The organism is Duncaniella dubosii (assembly GCF_004803915.1).
Lineage (GTDB): Bacteria > Bacteroidota > Bacteroidia > Bacteroidales > Muribaculaceae > Duncaniella > Duncaniella dubosii.
Map to the genome: position 1 here is coordinate 11,944 of NZ_CP039397.1, position 18,561 is coordinate 30,504.

The 18,561-nt window shown below is 39.5% G+C and carries 15 protein-coding genes; 10 read left to right on the forward strand and 5 right to left on the reverse strand.

Annotation, left to right across the window (positions count from 1 at the left end; translation table 11 throughout):
- Window positions 1-199 precede the first annotated feature (199 nt).
- The 5 genes from E7747_RS16010 to E7747_RS16030 all read left to right on the forward strand — a co-directional run bounded on the left by E7747_RS16010 (window position 200) and on the right by E7747_RS16030 (window position 8,221).
- Entirely contained in the window at window positions 200-2,524 is a 2,325-nt protein-coding gene (locus E7747_RS16010) for a TonB-dependent receptor (RefSeq protein ID WP_136417189.1), read from the forward strand.
- 10 nt (window positions 2,525-2,534) lie between these two features.
- A complete protein-coding gene (locus E7747_RS16015; protein ID WP_136417191.1) occupies window positions 2,535-3,410 on the forward strand; it encodes a GLPGLI family protein in 876 nt (291 codons plus the stop codon).
- Between the two features lies 1 nt (window position 3,411).
- A complete protein-coding gene (locus tag E7747_RS16020; RefSeq protein ID WP_136417192.1) occupies window positions 3,412-4,830 on the forward strand; it encodes a radical SAM peptide maturase in 1,419 nt (472 codons plus the stop codon).
- 80 nt (window positions 4,831-4,910) lie between these two features.
- Window positions 4,911-6,032: a hypothetical protein gene (locus E7747_RS16025; protein ID WP_136417193.1), complete on the forward strand. Its 1,122-nt coding sequence runs from the start codon at window positions 4,911-4,913 to the stop codon at window positions 6,030-6,032.
- Window positions 6,032-8,221, forward strand: coding sequence for a peptidase domain-containing ABC transporter (locus tag E7747_RS16030; protein WP_136417194.1), 2,190 nt, complete (start codon window positions 6,032-6,034; stop codon window positions 8,219-8,221). Before E7747_RS16025 ends, E7747_RS16030 begins: the two co-directional genes overlap by 1 nt.
- 483 nt (window positions 8,222-8,704) lie before the next feature.
- Here the strand turns inward: E7747_RS16030 and E7747_RS16035 are convergent, their stop codons facing one another.
- Together E7747_RS16035 and E7747_RS16040 are read right to left on the reverse strand one after the other, a co-directional pair.
- Window positions 8,705-9,016 (reverse strand): helix-turn-helix transcriptional regulator, encoded by a 312-nt coding sequence (locus E7747_RS16035; protein ID WP_136417171.1) that lies wholly within the window; start codon window positions 9,014-9,016, stop codon window positions 8,705-8,707.
- A gap of 50 nt (window positions 9,017-9,066) precedes the next feature.
- On the reverse strand, window positions 9,067-9,618 hold the full coding sequence (locus tag E7747_RS16040) for a hypothetical protein (protein WP_136417173.1): 552 nt from the start codon (window positions 9,616-9,618) through the stop codon (window positions 9,067-9,069).
- 154 nt (window positions 9,619-9,772) lie between these two features.
- Between E7747_RS16040 and E7747_RS16045 the strand changes: the two genes are divergently transcribed.
- Window positions 9,773-10,336 (forward strand): recombinase family protein, encoded by a 564-nt coding sequence (locus E7747_RS16045; protein ID WP_136417175.1) that lies wholly within the window; start codon window positions 9,773-9,775, stop codon window positions 10,334-10,336.
- Between the two features lie 118 nt (window positions 10,337-10,454).
- Here the strand turns inward: E7747_RS16045 and mobV are convergent, their stop codons facing one another.
- The 3 genes from mobV to E7747_RS16060 all read right to left on the reverse strand — a co-directional run bounded on the left by mobV (window position 10,455) and on the right by E7747_RS16060 (window position 14,893).
- Window positions 10,455-12,155, reverse strand: coding sequence for a MobV family relaxase (gene mobV, locus E7747_RS16050; protein WP_136417177.1), 1,701 nt, complete (start codon window positions 12,153-12,155; stop codon window positions 10,455-10,457).
- Window positions 12,156-12,536: 381 nt separating this feature from the next.
- Window positions 12,537-13,019: a hypothetical protein gene (locus E7747_RS16055; protein WP_128708247.1), complete on the reverse strand. Its 483-nt coding sequence runs from the start codon at window positions 13,017-13,019 to the stop codon at window positions 12,537-12,539.
- 194 nt (window positions 13,020-13,213) lie between these two features.
- Window positions 13,214-14,893, reverse strand: a complete 1,680-nt coding sequence (locus tag E7747_RS16060; protein ID WP_136417179.1) for a hypothetical protein — start codon at window positions 14,891-14,893, stop codon at window positions 13,214-13,216.
- A gap of 316 nt (window positions 14,894-15,209) precedes the next feature.
- Here E7747_RS16060 and E7747_RS16065 point away from each other — a divergent pair, with 316 nt between their 5' ends.
- The 4 genes from E7747_RS16065 to E7747_RS16080 all read left to right on the forward strand — a co-directional run bounded on the left by E7747_RS16065 (window position 15,210) and on the right by E7747_RS16080 (window position 18,513).
- Window positions 15,210-15,956 (forward strand): ParA family protein, encoded by a 747-nt coding sequence (locus E7747_RS16065; protein ID WP_136417181.1) that lies wholly within the window; start codon window positions 15,210-15,212, stop codon window positions 15,954-15,956.
- A 72-nt stretch (window positions 15,957-16,028) separates the two neighbouring features.
- Window positions 16,029-16,280: a plasmid partition protein ParG gene (locus E7747_RS16070; protein ID WP_136417183.1), complete on the forward strand. Its 252-nt coding sequence runs from the start codon at window positions 16,029-16,031 to the stop codon at window positions 16,278-16,280.
- Complete coding sequence (locus E7747_RS16075) at window positions 16,277-17,812, forward strand: tetratricopeptide repeat protein (protein ID WP_136417195.1); 1,536 nt, start codon at window positions 16,277-16,279, stop codon at window positions 17,810-17,812. The genes E7747_RS16070 and E7747_RS16075 overlap by 4 nt, the downstream gene beginning before the upstream one ends.
- 344 nt (window positions 17,813-18,156) lie before the next feature.
- Complete coding sequence (locus tag E7747_RS16080) at window positions 18,157-18,513, forward strand: DUF421 domain-containing protein (protein ID WP_136417196.1); 357 nt, start codon at window positions 18,157-18,159, stop codon at window positions 18,511-18,513.
- The last annotated feature ends 48 nt before the right edge of the window (window positions 18,514-18,561 follow it).

The window sequence follows — 18,561 nt, forward strand, 5'->3', positions numbered from 1 at the left end:
TAAGGTATGTGGTTGCGTATGCGTAGGTCCAGTCACACCTGTTAAGGTAGAACTTAACACGGGAAATGACCGTGAACTAGCATCCTCAGATGCAGACTGCACAGATTGTGGAGCATCAAATGCTCATCGTGCCACAAATGAACTTGTAACCCTATAAGTTCATTTGTCCATGTCCGCTCGTCATCAAATATTTTGCCTTTTGGCATTTATTTTATTTGCTGTGCCAATGTCGGCACAGCAAGATGACGAGCGGCTTGACTCTTTAATCAGAACGCTCGAATTAAAAGAGGTTGTTGTCACGGCTAAAAAAATAAGACAATCGGGTGATACAATATCTTATGCTGCATCTTCATATATAAGCAAAAATGATAAGACATTAGAGGACTTACTCCGGAAAATGCCCGGTATTGAGGTAAAATCGGACGGACAAATTATATATAATGGACAATGGATTAATGAGTTCTATATCGAAGGGTTAGATATGCTTGGCTCTAACTATGGAGTAGCCACCAAAAATATAGATGCGCATGACATTGGGACTGTACAAATTCTTGAAGACCACCAAGATGTAAAAATGCTCCAAGGCGTAAGGCGCGGAGCCGCACCAGCAATGAATATACGCCTAAAGCAGAGCGCAAAGGGTATCTGGTCGTCCACTTTTGAGGGTGCTATAGGAAGCCAGCCCAATATATCCTGGGACGCATCGGCCTCACTAATGAACTTCAGGCGTAATGCTCAAAATATATCGGTTTATAAAACCAATAACATCGGTGTTGATTTACGACCTGAAATCAACGCTCCATCTACATACACATCATCTTACGGAACTGGGATATTATATCCTGAAACTCCATCTTTATCTAACAAGTACACTTATAGAAACACCTCTCATAGCCTTTCAGTGAACCAGTTGCTGAAACTTAGTGAAGATAAAACATTTACGTTTAATCTAAATTATCTTTTCGACAAAGAAAAGCGTAATTCAAATGATGAAACAACGTATTTGTCTGACAGTGTGGCAAGGTATATCATCAAGGAATCTAATTCTTCTGATATACATCAGCATTTTGTTGGGACCCATGCTGTTTATAAACTTAATGGGAAGAAAATATACCTCAAAAATACTCTTTCCGCCAATGCGTCTTTTCCAAAAGGAGAAGGACTAATTAATGATTTAATTCTCCAAAAATTTTCAGCTCACTCAATAAAAATTGATGATGAATTGAAACTTAACTATAAGAAACATAATGGGGGAATTGCAGATGCTTCATTTCATATATCCTATAACGATAAGAAGGGATTATTGAATCTGCCTAATAATGAATTTTGTCAGATAGTAGATCAACGAAGCTTCAATATTGACGGAAGTGGCTCCTTGATTGCTCTTTCAATACCACACTTCATGTTTAATCTGAATGGAGAAGTTGATGCAAGTTGGCAACATGCTAATACCAATCTTGATATTGACAATCAGTCTATGCCTGATGATCAACAAACATGGCAGGTTGGTGCAAGGGTTACTCCAAAAATATTTTGGCATTATGGGCAAAAATTTCAATGGCTTATATATGTGCCTGCAGGTTTTATGTATTATAAGTCTGACAATCAAACTTGGAATTATAATAAAACATTCTTCTCGATAAGACCATATTCGAACATAACATATAAACCATCAGACCGGCTTTCGTTCTCACTTACCACAATAGGTGAAGAATCCTTACCTTCTGCCATATCCATTATGGTTCAAAAACGATTTATAGACTACCGCACAACCATCTCTAACCCGGGACATATTGAAGCGACAATGAACCGAACACTAAAAACGGCATTCAATGCGAGCTATACAAATGTGTTGGATATGCTATTTGGTAGCCTTGCATTAACGTATGTTCAATCGCGTTATGGCAATAGTTCCGGATATGACATAACTGACGATATTATTAATTATATAAGATTGCCATATTCTACAAATAGCCGGATATGGCAACTTGATCAAACATTTTCAAAAGGTTTTTTCCGATGGAACTCAAAGGTAAGTGAGTCATTTAGTATAGGCATGAATAATAGTGAATATTATATCAATGATGAAATTCATGAAGGCAAAAGCAAGTATCTTCGGGCTAAACTTTCATATAATGCGACGTTTACTAAATGGCTGTCTTTTGAGACCTCAAATGAATACACCCTATCCAAGAGCTTTACAGATGGCAAAGCTAATGATGGCACGAAACATACCTTCTCCAATGCCACGTCCATTATACTGTGGCCGTTTAAGCAACTGAATGTATCGCCATCTGTGATGTTCTATAATAATAACTACTCTACATCATATCGAAATAATGTGTTCCTGAATTGCAATGTTGAATATACTCTCGGAAACACCATATTGTCACTGCAATGCAGCAACTTGTTAAACAACGATGTTTTTCGAAGGTATAACGACAATGGAATCATTAGATACTCAAGCGAGTATCGTTTACGAGGACGCACTATTATGGTAGGCATTAGAATAAGAATAACATAAATATATAACCATGAGGATTTTGAATGCACTTTTAGCATCTCTAATGATGCTTGCCGGGCCTGCTGCTTTAGCACAGGTTACTGTATCGTATGCTATGGATACGCCTACGTTCACCCTCGCGCACGAGGATACTGATAAGTATGAGACATTAGATACTTGCTATCTTAACGTTTCATACCAGTTCAAGTATCGCAATTCAGAGAAAGACGATTCTTTGAGTTTCGATGACATCATGGACTTGCAAATGGGCAGATACTACAACGCTTTCTTTAGCCGTGATTTGCGAGCTCTTGATACACAAAACACGAAAGAACTTAAATCCACAATGCAATTCTCTACTATTCCTGAGAATTATGTTGGGTTCGACCTTCTGTTCAATCATAAGGACTCACTGACTACAGTCACCAATCGTCTTCCATACACTTCTCAAGTCATTGAATACAGTGAACTATCAGAATCACCTGAATGGACGTATATACCAGATGAGATTGCTACTGTCATGGACTATCATTGTCATGTCGCAACATGCAATTATGGAGGAAGAAATTGGAAAGTGTATTATACAAATGACATTCCTGTTCCTTATGGACCGTGGAAGCTGAACGGAGTAAAAGGATTGGTCCTTAAGGCTGAAGACTCTGAAAACAACTTTATTTTTGAAGCTGTAGGTTTGACACAAAAGCCACAACCTATCATTCGCTATGACTGGAGTAGAAAGAAAATGAAGAAAGAAGATTGGAAAAAATTTGAACAGGAGATGTATAAAAACGCCGGGGCATTCGTCCGAAACACTGGTGCACGCATCCTTATCATGGACAACAGTGAACAAGGTTTTCATCGTCTCAATGAAGATTGGTCTCAATACTACAATCCATTAGAATTATAACATGGAAATAATAAAGTCTGCAGCGGGTCATAATTATATATATGATCGAAATACTAGTTACATTTCTCTATCTTCTAATTACAGTCCTAAAGAGAACGAGAATCAAGTAAATCCACACTTCGCTAAGAAGTTAGATTACTTAACTCGTCATGGTATCATTTCTCAAGAAAAGAGTGAAAATAATCAATACCGTCTTTTAACTAAAAAAGATATTGATGATGCAATAATCAATACTCATCAAATAATATTAGAAGTAACAGACAAATGTAACCTGGACTGTTACTACTGCGGCTATGGTCATTTTTATGACAATTATGATGCTAGATTAAATAGAGACTTACCTCTCGATTCATTCAAAACACTATATAATTATCTGAAGAATCTATGGGAAACATCCTATAATAAAGGGTGCTCTTATCTCCGTATATCATTTTATGGGGGTGAACCACTATGCAATTTCCAATTTATTCATGATGCTGTAATGTACACACGAAACAATCCTATTCTGAATAAAAAGATTGTTTTCTCAATGACTACAAATGCAGTTCTGTTAGACAAATATATGGATTTTTTAGTTGAAAATAACTTTGAAATTCTAATTAGTCTTGATGGAGATAAATTTAATGATTCATATCGAACTTTTAAAAATGGGACAGGGTCGTTCGACACAGTAATATCAAATATAGACAAGTTACAGTCCACATATCCGATATTCTTTAATAAGAATATCAAATTCAACAGTGTATTGCACAATCGTAATTCAGTAAGGGAAGCTAATCATTTTATATACTCCCGATATAATAAACGTCCAATGACCAATGAATTGAACGTTTTTGGTATAGCAAAATGTAAACGAGCTGAATTCCTAAAAATTTTTCATTCTAAAACATCTGAGTTTAACTCTATGTCTAATGAAGAAAAACAAGTATATGAGAGACAATCTCCTCATATAATTCAATGTGAGAAATGGCTCTTTAGTACCCTCATGAAAACATATTCAGTAAATATATTCGATGCTTTATCTGATAATTTTATTGAATCATTAGATTCTAATAGACAAGAGATTCCAACAAAAACCTGTATCCCATTTTCACGAAAAATATTTGTTTCTGTTAATGGTGGTATTTTTCCATGCGAAAGAATTGGAAACGAATTCAATTTCGGAAACATATCCGGGAATGAACTATATATAAATTACGACAATATAATTGAACGTTATAATCAATTATTTCTCAAGTATATAACTGCCTGCAAAACATGTAAAGCCAAAGATTTTTGTTCTGTATGCGTTGTATCTGATATAAATGGATACGAGGTTTGTAATCGAGCTAAACCTCGAAATATCGAAGAGATAATTTCCTTCTTTGAAGCCAATCCTGAAGAAATAAGAGAAATAATAAAAAATATATCTATCATCTAATAATGGGACATTCTACATACTTCTATTTAGAGCCTTATGTTTATATAGCATCTGGTAAAAATGGTATTCTTCTAATAAACATGCTTGATGACAACACTCTAATCTTTAACGATTCAAGATCTGTTGACATCATGCAGCGATTATTGTCTTCTCCTAAAAGGACAGTCCACATATCGGAACAAGATAAAACGATTCCTCTTATATCTGATACACTCAAGTATTTCATGGGAGATTTGATATCTTCTAACATCCAACCTTTACAATTTGAATCCGAGATAAACAACATCTCTGGCATCGATGCTTATCATAAATCTATAATATACTCAAAATATAACATCGGTTCTTTCATATCAAATTGCACACTACTTGTTGATATGAATAAATCTGACTGTTCGGAATATATCGCTATTCAGTCTGGCTTATCATCTTGCGCTGAATCTTTTCAAAAAAGATATCCTTATGCGATGAATAAATCTACTATTAAGACATATATACAAGGACTCGTTAGTATTAATCCGAATATAGTTGTAAATATATGTGGACTTGATATTGATTTCCTGAACGATATAATTGAAAGCTTTAACGCAAGAAATCTAAACATAATCATTTCAGCAACAACGCTCAATGCTAGTCCAGAGATACTGAATACCCTTATCAACACTAATCTAAGTTTTTCAGTTCTTCTAAACTTACCTATTGATCAAATCAACTTACCTTCTAATCGTAATCACATCTCTATTTTAACAAAAATAACCGATAAGAACGATCTTGAGGTATATTTAAACTTGCTTGACTCTGATTATAAAGTAAAGTTTTTCCCGCATTTAACTAGTGAAAATCTCGACTTTATTAAGTCTCTTCTTAATATATCTGAAGATGAGTTATTAGGTATCCCTCAAAAGTACCAAACAATTAAGATTAACAATCTAATAAATAGTAATCTATGGGGAACAATTTACCTATTCTCTAATGGAAATATTCATTACTCCCTTATTAATGATTCTAATAAAATTATAACCTTTAACAATCTGTATGATGGTTATAAAGAAGATCTTATAAACGGTACTATCGATTGGATATTTAATCGAAATTATACTGAGTGTAAGAAATGTATGTATCAACGGCTTTGTCCACCACCAAACTACATAGAACACTATCTAAGGTGTAACAACACCCTAAGATGTCTCATCCAAGATTCCTAATGAAAAAGATTTCAATTAAATTACAAAAGGATGCCATGAAATGTGGGCAAACGTGCCTACAAATGATTGCTGAATATCATGGATATATTTTTGCTGATAATTTAATTGAATCTCTATGTCCTGCGACAAAAGAAGGAGTCTCATTACTTGCTTTACAAGAAACAGCACTATTACTTGGTTTCAAATCAATATGTGCTCGAATGAACATTTGTGAAATTTCAAGAATAACAGAACCTTGCATTCTTCACTGGGATCAAAACCACTATGTTGTTCTAGTTGAAATTAAGAAAAATGGCTCCTATTATAGAATAGCAGATCCAAAAAAAGGTATATCTACATGCACTAGAGATGAGTTTTTACAACATTGGATAAGCACAACCATTAATGGAAAACATAAAGGAGTTGTTATGTTATTAACTCCTACTGAAAATATTATCAGATACACAACTGAGACTCCTAAAAAACGCTCAAATCGTTTTATCCTAGGTTATATAACTCAATTTCGTAAATATTTCACACAGATTATCCTCGGTCTGGGTCTCGGGTGTGTGCTTCAGTTAATCATGCCGTTCCTGACACAGGCCATTGTAGATGTGGGTATAAGGCATATGGACATAGGTTTCATCTGGCTCATACTACTCGGAGAACTGATGATTGTAGTGGGCAGGACTGCCACGGATTTTATCCGGCGATGGTTACTGCTCCACATTTCCATGCGAATCAACATCTCTCTTGTAAGCGATTTCTTCATAAAGTTGCTGAAATTACCCATGTCGTTCTTTGACACAAAATTAATGGGAGATTTGCTACAACGGATTGGAGATCATACCCGTGTACAGAACTTCCTCACTGGTCAGGTGCTTAACATCATTTTCACATTCCTAAGCTTCATAATCTTCGGCATTGTTCTCTTCTTTTATAATCCTCTTATTTTCGGAATTTTCGTCACCGGAAGCGTTTGTTACGGACTATGGATAACCTCTTTTTTGAAAAAGCGCAAGGTCCTCGACTATGAACTGTTTGAACAGCAGGCAAAGAATCAGAACAAGACCTATCAGCTAATCACTTCCATGCAAGAGATAAAATTGCAGGACTGTGAGCGCCGCCGCCGTTGGGAATGGGAGGATACGCAAGCTGACCTCTTCAGTGTACAGATGAAATCGCTTAAACTCCAACAGACACAAGAAGCCGGCTCTATTTTTATCAATGAGGTAAAGAATATAATGATTACAGTGCTTGCGGCCACCGCTGTGATAAATTCTCAGATGACACTCGGAGCCATGCTTGCTGTGCAGTATATCATCGGGCAGCTCAACTCTCCGGTGGAGCAGTTCATGTCGTTCATCTATTCTCTACAGGATGTGAAGATTTCACTTGAACGCATTAATGAAATTCATGAGGGGAGAAATGAAGAATCCGACGGCAATCAGGTATCAAAGTTCGATGACGGAAAATCCATCGACCTTTCCAATGTCGATTTCAAGTATGATCCACACGCTCTCAAAAAGACGCTGACAGATGTGTCATTTGATATACCAGAAGGAAAAGTAACGGCTATTGTCGGGGCTTCCGGAAGTGGGAAAACTACCCTTATTAAGTTAATGCTGGGCTATTATCCGGTCATGTCCGGCTCAATCTCAATAGCAGGAAGAAACATAAACGAGTATAATCTAAAATGGTGGCGCCGGCATTGTGGAGTAGTCATGCAAGACGGTGTCATATTTTCAGAATCCATCGCTCGGAACATAGCAGTGGATGATGGAGATATTGACATAGATCGGCTTGAAAAAGCAGCTAGAATAGCCCATATCCATAATTATATTATGGGGTTACCTCTGAAATATAATACTCAAATCGGACGCGATGGTGTAGGTCTAAGTCAAGGACAAAAACAGCGAATACTCATTGCCCGAGCAGTCTATAAGAACCCCGACTTCATATTCCTCGATGAAGCTACAAATGCCCTTGATGCAAAAAATGAGAGAGCTATTGTAGAAAACCTCGATGAATTCTACAAAGGTAGAACTGTTGTCGTTGTGGCTCATCGCCTGTCAACAGTCAAGAATGCAGACCAAATTATAGTCCTCGATAGAGGTAAAGTTGTGGAGTCCGGCAATCATGCCACTCTTATAGAAAAGAAAGGGGCATATTATAATCTCGTTAAAAATCAACTTGAATTAGGAAATTGATATGGAGGCAGACAAAACTACACATGACAAGATTGAGCTCCGCTCCGAAAAAGTCCGACAACTCATAGGAGAGATTCCTCCCTCATTAGTCCGATGGGGCATAGCAATCATAACCATTGTTTTCATTGCCCTAATTGCGGCTGTATGTCTATTGCCATACCCATATTCCAACGGTGAATCCATCCTCCGGCATTTCATCGGATAAAGGAACATATCTAAATCGACCGTTTTTGAGACTTTTCAGCAAACTATCTTCAGATGTAACTATTCATGCCAAACATCGTCTCATAAGCCATCTCAAAATCTACAATCCAAAATAGATCATCTTTACCGAGTTTTGAAATGGATAGGCATTTTATCATGGTGATACATACCTTACCCAAAAAGACATTTAGCTATAAGTGGATAAAAAATCCACTTATAGCTAAATGTCTTTGATACTGTTTCAAAAAGAATATAAGAAGAACTCTTTAGGTTTTCATATTATAATGATACCACCGCAGGAACCGGGATAGATTGGAACTCCATATCCAAGGCATCCTCAATCTTACAAATTGTCTCCAAGGATAAATTCTCTTTTCCTTTAAGAATCTTGGAAACATATTGAGGGGTACATCCCATTCTTTGGGCAAGTTCTTTCTGATTGACTCCCAAAAAATCCATACGGTCAAGCATTTCCATAGCTATTTTCTGGGAACGTCGAAGCCATCGGCTGTTTTCAAGCCGATAAATAGCATTTTCCCTCCATCTTGATGGAGTTGGAGATGCAAAATCTTCCAATCTTTTTCTTTCCATAATATATAGCTTTTATCTTTGTTCTATCTTTATAACACTTTGACAAGCATTTATATCGAGTCCAACTCTATATAATCATCAAAGCTGATGGAATCATACACACTTTCAGCCATCAAGAAATTCCTAACTCTTTCGAGCTTGCGCAACTCTGCCGCAGTATGTTCTCTTTCTTCCATCTTATGTGTCAACTTTATAGCACCTCCTGTTATAAGGAACTTACCGTCATCAAGTTTTATAGCATAAAGTCTCAACCACGACACATGTCTTGATGATGACCTTGGACGAGTCTTCTCTTTATTAAGGACATTCATTCCGGTACTCAGGTTATCCAATGGTCGAAATACTCTATTCAAATCATCAACATCCAACATCAAGATTGTTCTTTGTAGAACTTCATTGTCATCTAATGTATCTTGTATTGCCTCATTGATGTTCTCAATAGCAAAGTACTGTTTCAGATCAGAGGAATGTTCCTGAAAAAATGTCCTCAGCCATATGACATCACTCCACTGGTCGAACAATGTCTCAAGGATATTGTCCGAGTCTCCATCATATCGCACAGCATACAGGTTGCCGTCTTCCGTTATTTTGTCAAATGTCATTTCTCTAATTTTTATTTCCGCAAAGATAGTAAAAGTTTTTTACCTAATCAACTTATAAGTTGATTTTAGTGTATATCCCATCTTTTAACCTGATTAGGCGGTCTATCTAATCGAATATTTTTATATCTTTATACTAAGCAAGACTACATTAGATATGATAATAGGCTACGCAAGAGTATCGACCACCGGGCAGAACCTCGATGGGCAAACAGATCTGCTCACCCAATCCGGATGTGAGCGGATATACAGTGAGAAGATATCCGGAGTTAAAAAGGAGCGTCCGCAACTTGACAGAATGATGGACTCACTCCGTTCCGGAGACACTGTGATAATAACGGAACTTACCCGGCTGGGGCGTTCCGTCAAGGAATTGCTCTCAATCATCGAGAGAATACATGAAGCCGGAGCGTCGATAAAATCACTGAGAGAGACATGGCTCGACACCACCACACCACAGGGTAATCTGTTGCTCACAATCTTTGCCGGACTCTCACAGTTTGAGAGAGACCTCACACGGCAGCGCACAAGGCAGGGACTTGAAGCTGCGAGGGCAAGAGGTCGTAAGGGAGGCAGACCAAAGTCTGATGAAAGCAAAGTATCTACCGCTCTGAAGATGTACGACTCAAAGCTGCACTCGATAGATGAGATAACCAAGGCAACCGGAATCAGCCGGGCAACCCTTTACAGAGCCATCGACAAACGCAAGAAAACAACATGATTCAGCTTGCTGTCCGGCATCGGCTCCAATCATGAAAGCGCATCTGTCCTTAACTGGTGTGTATTAGGCTACGCACCTACGGTTTATACGGCGAGCCGACTGTAAGAACGCATTATCCCTACATTCGCCTTCCCCTGCTTTTCTTCGGAGGTTCCTGAGTCTGTCCGGTTTCCGGCTTTTGTGTATGCTGCTTCCTTTTTTCTTCCTCCTGACGCTGCTTTATTCCAAGTGCAGCCTTCACCTTTGCCCAGATATCCCGGAAGAAATCGGAGATACGCTTACCGCACATGGAGATGAACGAGTCTTCTCCATGACCTTCAATCCTCACGGAGATATTATCGGCATATTCCTCCGGAATCCTCTTTCCTGTCGCCGGATCCATAAACGGATATTTCTTCCATGTCAAGGTCTGACCCGAAAGAATGGCATCCTGATAATCCGGATCTTTAATCTCAATAGACACAAGTTCCCTTATCAACCGGGCTTCAAGAGGATGTCTGCGTTCAAGTGCGGTCTGTGTACCAGACACGGTCTCCTTCAACTGTTGCAGTTCCCGTTCCGCCTTCTCTCTTCCGGCTTTCTCATGCCGAGTGGCAGCGGCTTCTCTCTCCAGTGCGGTGGCGTTGCCGGACACGAGCAACTTCAGCTCCGCATTCTCCTTTGCAAGCCTCTCCACCTCTTTCTTGGCAAGGAAACTTATCGAGGCGTTGTTTATCCTATCCAATGCCTCCTTCTCAACCTTGGCAACCTCTTTTTCCCTGCTGTCCGCCGCCTGAAGAAGACGGTCAGCGGACTCGATGCGATCCTCGGCATATTCTCCGGCTTCAGTGTAAGTGTCGAGCCTGTCCTGCGCCTTCACTATCAACGGAAGAAGGTTGTCGAGCTGCTGCTGTTGCCGGGCTATCTCATTTTTCTTTTCAGTGAGTTCACTCCTGGTCTCTTTCAGTTCCTTTTCCTGCTCCCGGATCTGACTGTCCTTTTTAAGAATCTCCCTGTTCTTCTCCTTCACCAGATCCTCCTGTCCGGCAAGTTCCTTGAGCAATTCGTCCAGCCGCCCGCGTTGCAGCTCGTATTGCTCCTTATAATACTGGGCAAGATCCTTGTGCCTGGCAGGACTTCCTTCCTCACCTCTCTCCAGTCCGAAAGGCGCCATCGCAACAGCATACTCTGTCTGCCGCCTTTTCAGATCCCATTGGGTCATGACATCATCGGCACACAGCCGCAAGGTCTCCACTGTCGCCTTTTTCTTGTAGCGGCGTTTCTTCTTCGGGACTTCCTCTCCATTCTTCTCCGCTTTCTCCTTATCCTTGGCGGCTCTCTTTTTTGTAGTCCTCTGCTTCTTGCTCTCTCCGGACACAACAGGAACAAGAGACACATGAAGGTGCGGAGTCTCCTCGTCCATGTGCAGAACCGCACTCACGATGTTTTCCTTGCCATGTTCTTTCTGCGCCCACTTGATTGACTCCCGGCACCATTCCATAAGCCTGCCCTGCTCGATGATCTCAGCCATACCCTCTACCGATGCGCTCATGCGGATCTCGATGCAGCATATCTGACCTTTCCGGATCTTGCGCTCGTATTCATTGCCGTCGGCATCCTTCTGATGACGGACAGCATCAAGCCTTTTCTCGATGGCTGCGCTGCGGCCAATCTCCCGGGCTTCCTTTATAAACTCCTTGTTATGTCTGGTAAGGTCTCTGCGCTTGATGTTGTACGGCACATGCTCCGTTCCGTCCGCCTTCTTCCTCTCGATATGGGTGGAGTAGGACACCGGTGGACCGTAGCATTTCTCATAATGGCAGACTGTATAGTGGCTCATATATTTTCAGTGGAAGGTGGACGGAAACGGCCGGGAAGGGATGCAAGGGGAACGGCGGCCGCAGAGCTGTTCCCTTTGCCGGAGAGTGCAGAGAGAGGGTCACTCTCTGCCCGGGGGTGACGGGGGCTGGAAGCCCTTGTCCGAGGGTCCGGGAAGGGTCATCCCGGCGGTGGGGTTCAAAGGGGAGAGGACACTCCCCTTGTGGGGGTTGTAGGGGGCGAAGCCACATGCCTTAATAGGGTTAAATATAGCATCCCAACGGAGTGGATGCGGTGGCTTCGCCAATATTTTGCCCTATTAAGCTATGGCAAATTTTTCAAATTTGCTCTCGTGCAAGCGATGGAACCGCCTGAAACAACTGACCTCCGGAGGATACCTGTGCTATTCCTCGACCTTGCCGTATCCCATTTTGACACGGTTACTCACAAGCAAATACCCACTGAAAAAGCGGTCGAGTATGTTGTTGATTGTAGATGTGATCGTAGCGTGTGGGACACCACTTCCGGCGTTCATATCCTTGATCATCTTCACGAACTTCGGGGCGATTGGAACCTGCGGGAACTTCATCGAGGAAGATCGGTACACCATAGGGGAGATATATCCCTCTATGAAATCAGCTTCTGTTGTTTCCAAAACAGTTCCGCGCTTTGACAGCACGAACAGAGCCTCTGCCTCACTTGCCAACTTCGGGCCTTCAGGGGGTGAAAGCAGGCTCAAATTCAATGTGTTTTCCATAGCATATATAGTTCTCTCGGAGAATATGCCATCCTTGTTCATCTCTATCTCAATGACCTTTCTTGGATCTTTCTCAAAAGATTTTCTGACTGCTAAAAGATCAACCTTTTCTTCTTCTGTTTCATCCATTGATAAAGCATTTGTTATTTGTTTTGAAAATTCATATTTCTGAAAATTATTTTACCTGAAAATTCTGGCGTAAATATTTTCCTTACAAATAACATTCATACTATGGTTATGGTTCTTGAAGGTAACTATGAAACGGACTCGCAAGCCAAGCAATAAAACAATATATTGTTTTATTTATTTAATGTTTTATTGTTTTAGTGGTTTAGTAATTCCTGCACGACAGAATCCCACCACCGGGTAACAGTAGGTCTGGAGAGTCCTGTTTCCCGGGCACACAAAGATTTATTCTTGCTGTCCGGATTTTTAGTACGCCACTCCTTAACAAGTCTAGCATGAGAACTGCTATCGATAGTGGCTTTTTTCCTCCCACTACCGTCTCTCCAGTTTCCATCAGGATAAGAGATATTATCCCTGACAAAATTCATGAGTTTAATATGTTTCTCACGTCCTCTATTATTGCGCTTATTTCGCTCTATCCTTATACCTGTGGTCGTTTCAATAACTCTAATCGGCCACTTGTTATATTCCTCGTCATACGCTCTCATGGCATCTTTAACATCATCTTCCGTGAAGGGATTATCCACTGTCTCAGTCTTACGGTCAAAAGCCGGAACCAAGGAAATAGCATCCGCAAGGACTTCATCACGGGAAACACCACATTTGACAGCATAAACTACCAATGTAAGAATGCACCAGTACCGATGATGCACTTCCACCTGCTGACCGTCTTTAAGGATATTCAACCACCAATCATATAATCCACGATTGAGTTGCCACTTCTTGCCTACCCTGCGGCGTCCTATAACACGTGAAGCATACCATTCCGGCCATCGTTCCTGCGCCTCTTTCAGCGTCACACGGGACGGATTATGCGGAGTTTTGTCTGTCAACTGTCCGATTTCTTCATCAGACAATCCGAAAGCACGCCCTAAAAAACTGTTCAATTCCTCCGGCGTGTGCATGGGCGCGGAACGGTTCCAAAATGCCCGGATAGGTTTGCCGAACTTTGTCTTGGTTCCCGGCACACGGAATCCCTGCACTACACTCTGAACCTGCGCTCTCTCCGCACCAAGTTTTGACACGAGCCACACAATCTTGGTCAAACCTCGTTTCATCTTATTCAACGCATCAAGGCGAGTAGCGAACATTTCGATTGGACGCTTCAACAGGTAATACACATGAATCCCATGCCCTGAATTGACTATGATATTGGCAACCGGATAAACCCCTGTTGTCATACCTCGCAACAACATCCTCACCTCATGCATACTCACACCGTCAAGATCTATAGCAAAGGCATAAAGAAACCGAGCGTTCCTATAAGAGTTGGTACGTCCCACATAAGTCACCGGAGACAATATCGCAAAGTCGCGCCCATTTAGGAAACTCAGACTCTCACCATCATCCTTCAACAACAACCTATGTCTGTTCTTCTTTCCATCCTTGTAGAAGACCACAGGATTATATCTCCACATACGATAACCACTATAGTCTATCTTCTCTGACTGTACATCATCTGAATTGGAGGACTCTGACCTCAAAGCTTTGTTCCGGATCTTCTGCTTCAACCACAACTGGTATTCATAACTCTGTACTTCCTCAAAAGGAATAATCCCCTCACCCTGTTCAAAGGCTTTCCTCTCAAACAACAACTCGACAAACTCATCAGGATAAAGCTCTGACAATTCATAATGCTCCCCACACTGAAGATAATCGGATTTACGCTCAAACTCCTGCTCCAACACATCCACAGAAATACGGTTCAGCCGACCATGATAATCCGACCAAGCCTGAAGAAACTCCCGGTACTCATCCGCAGGAAGAGTATCGAAATCAAAATTATTCAAGTCAACCTTACTAAAATCTATACTCATAATCTAAAATTTTGAACAGAGGGGCACTCGTTCCTCGTGCCCCAGTGTGGGGGGGCGTATATTATCAATGAAATTTCTTTTACACTTTTGCAAAGATACTACATTCCTCGGATTAATCCAAATTTCACCACTAATTAAATAATTACCACTATCACTAATTATATTATTCAATAATTAGCGACAGCTGCTGTTTCCCATATGATTAGAATAGTCTTAGTAGAAAACACTAAAATGGTAAAACACTATTTCAGTAATTCAATAATTATTATTATCTTTGCAGTGTCAAATTAAGACATAATCCTTAACCCCATCATTAATGAAAGCCAAAATTATAGCAATAGCCAATCATAAGGGCGGAGTCGGTAAAACCGCCTCTGTCGCATCCATCGGAGCAGTATTGGCATCAAGAGGGAAGAAAGTGTTGATGGTTGACTTGGATACCCAAGCCAATCTTACCCGGCATTTCATGGAGAACATTCCCCCACGAATTATCTACCACGCAATTCGTGAGCAGCTCAATCTTCCCATCTATCCAATCCGTGAAAATCTCGATATTGTACCAAGTGGTCTTGATATGGCGGGAATTGATTTGGAATTACAGATGATGTTTAACCGAGAAAGAGTACTAAAGGTACTTCTCGATCCATTCAGTACCATTTACGACTATGTTCTTCTAGACTGCCCTCCGGCTCTCGGATTAGTTACAATCAACGCACTTACTGCCGCCAATAAATTAATAGTGCCTATGAAGGCCGATCTCATGTCAAACTACGGTTTGTCAATGATGGATCAATTTTGCGTAAAAATGCAGGTACTGAATCCCGGCATACATATTGACTATATCTTCTTCAATATCTATGAAAAAGGACAGACCATGACAGAAGCTATTGAAACAGATGTCAGATCTAAGTACGGAGATCGGGTTCTTTCCACGGTTATCCGCAAAAATAATGATGTTTCCAAAGCGGCCTTCGATTTTACTGACATTGTCAGTTTCAACCCCGAAGCGAATGGAGCAAAAGATTTCCAAGCATTAGTGACCGAACTTGAGAGCAAGCTCTAATTACTAAATAAATATTTAGCAAAATCAATATTTCATTAATTATTGAAATCACTAAATCAATAATCATTTATCATGGCTAAAAATAAAATTTTAACAGTGCCTCAAAACGGGACTCAACCGGCAACTATCCCATCGCCTATCGACAACATGCTCGCTGGAACAACCTCAGTAGAGACAGTAACAAAAACATCAAACAAGAGACCAACATCATTCAATATCGATCAAGAATTACAATCTCGCTTCAAAGCCGTCTGTGCTACAAGAGGCAAATCCATGTCCAGTGTAATCGAGGACTTTATCCTCGGATATATTTCAGAACAATGATCCTACGCACATTACTATTATTAATTCTCTCACTAACCTTTACCTGCTGCTCCAACAAGCCTTCAGATCTCCGACTTTCAAGAGTAGAAGGCTTATTGTCTGAATCTCCCAAAGAAGCGTGGGATTCGTTGAGTGCTATTAATTATGATCTTTTATCTGACGCTGATAAACATTACTACGATTTCCTTTCAGTGAAAGTAGCAGATAAAGCGTATCTTACACATTCCTCCGATAGCCTCATTCTGAAAGTCATTGATTTTGAATTTAAACATCAGAAAAATGGACGCTATCCAGAAGCATTGTATTATGGCGGAAGAGTTTATAGTGATTTAGGTGATTATCCTACCTCTTTACACTATTTTCAGGATGCTCTTAAATCTTTGCCATCAAATTCTGGCAATCAAGAATTAAGATGTAATATATTAAGTCAAACAGGTAGGCTTCTAACAGCTCTATCGCTTTATGATGAAGCAATACCCTATATTCATGAGGCATTAGAAATAAATCGGCATCTTCAAGATACAACTAATATTATATACGGGTTACAATTATTGGGTGGTACGTATCTTAGGAACTCAAATTATGATCTAGCTGAAAAATATTTTAAAGAGTCTATAGGTTTTAGTGTTCATCAACCTTCGTATCATATGGCTAAATCAAGGATGTATCTTGCTGCCGTAAAACACAAGCAGGGAGAACTTGATTCTGCTTTAAGCTATATTCGTAATACATCTGAAGAAGTAAAACCTATGGTACGCAATAGTGTTCTCGGCTATGCTTCTAATATATATTTAGACGCTGGAATTCTCGACACAGCGTATATTTATGCAAAAGATCTAATCTCAAATAACGATCCAACGCACAAAGAAATTGGATATCAAGTACTACTATCTCCAGAACTACGAAAATATATAGAGATAGACACTTTAAATCAATATATTTCCGAATATAGAACCATTTTAGAGAGCTTCTATGACGAGAACAATATGCAACTATCTATTAACCAACAGAGTCTCTACAACTATCAGTTACATGAAAACCAAAAAGCCAAAGCAGAAAGACTTTCTAATATACTAAAGAATTGGATAGTCGGTTTTATATTCTTAGCTATACTTCTAGTCCTTATATCTCTTTATTTTAAAAATAAAAGTAAGAACAATATCATTGAATTACAACAAGCTTTAGCTAACATTGAAAAACTAAAGCTTGAATTAGTAACAAGTCAATTAAAACAATCATCTGATATAGGCCAAACAATTATTAACCAAACAGAAGAAATAGCTCCCGTTATTACACATAATTCACCTAAGAGTACAGAGCAAGAACTTAGGGAATGCCTAAAAAAAGAACTTTTAACTTTATATGAAAGTGCTAGTGCTCAGTCATCAATCTCCCCTATAATTTTACAATCTATTGCCTACCAAAAAAATCCAAGAATACATTCAAGAGGGAAAAACTATAAAAAGAGAGTGATGTTCTTTGGAGTGAAATCGAACAAATTGTCTTATCTAGTTCTCCTAAATTTAAGATAAATCTCAATCTACTTACATTAGGGAATTTAACTACAATAGACCTTCATACAGCTCTTCTTATAAAATGTGGAATCAAACCATCAAAGATGACAACATTACTTGTAGAAGTAATGGTGCTATTGTTTCGAGAAGAGAAACTCTCTGTATGAAGATCCTTGATGAGAAAAAAGGAGCAAAAGTTATTGATGCGATAATACGCTCATTATAAACATATTACCCCCCCCCCATTGATGATAACGGGAAGATAACGGATGAATTTCCGTCATTTTTCCGTTATCATTTTTCGTCCTTAGCCAACATTTTATAGCTAATTTTGGAAAAAACACTTTAGATATTCAAACTTCATGAAAACCATTTATTACATCCAAATGCTAATAATGACTCTTGTAATGTCATCGTTTCCCTTATCCCTTGCAGCCAACAGCTCAAGTGTTTCTTATACTGTTACATTACAACAGCAGCAGAAACCGACGAAAGATCACAATCAACAACTAGATAAGGATGGTCAAAGAATGCCTGCTCGTCCTGTCGTTGTCTATATTAGTACAACTGAAGGAGTATATAGCTCCTACTTTGACATTGAAGATGTAATATCTTACTCAATACTTGACAGCAATGGTCAGCTCTCATTCTCAACCTATGATGTTTCTGATTTTATCAACTATTTAGTATCATGCAATGGTGTTATAGGGATTAATTAGAATTGGTTGAATATAATCTCGAGGCTGGCTTCAATTATAGAAATATAA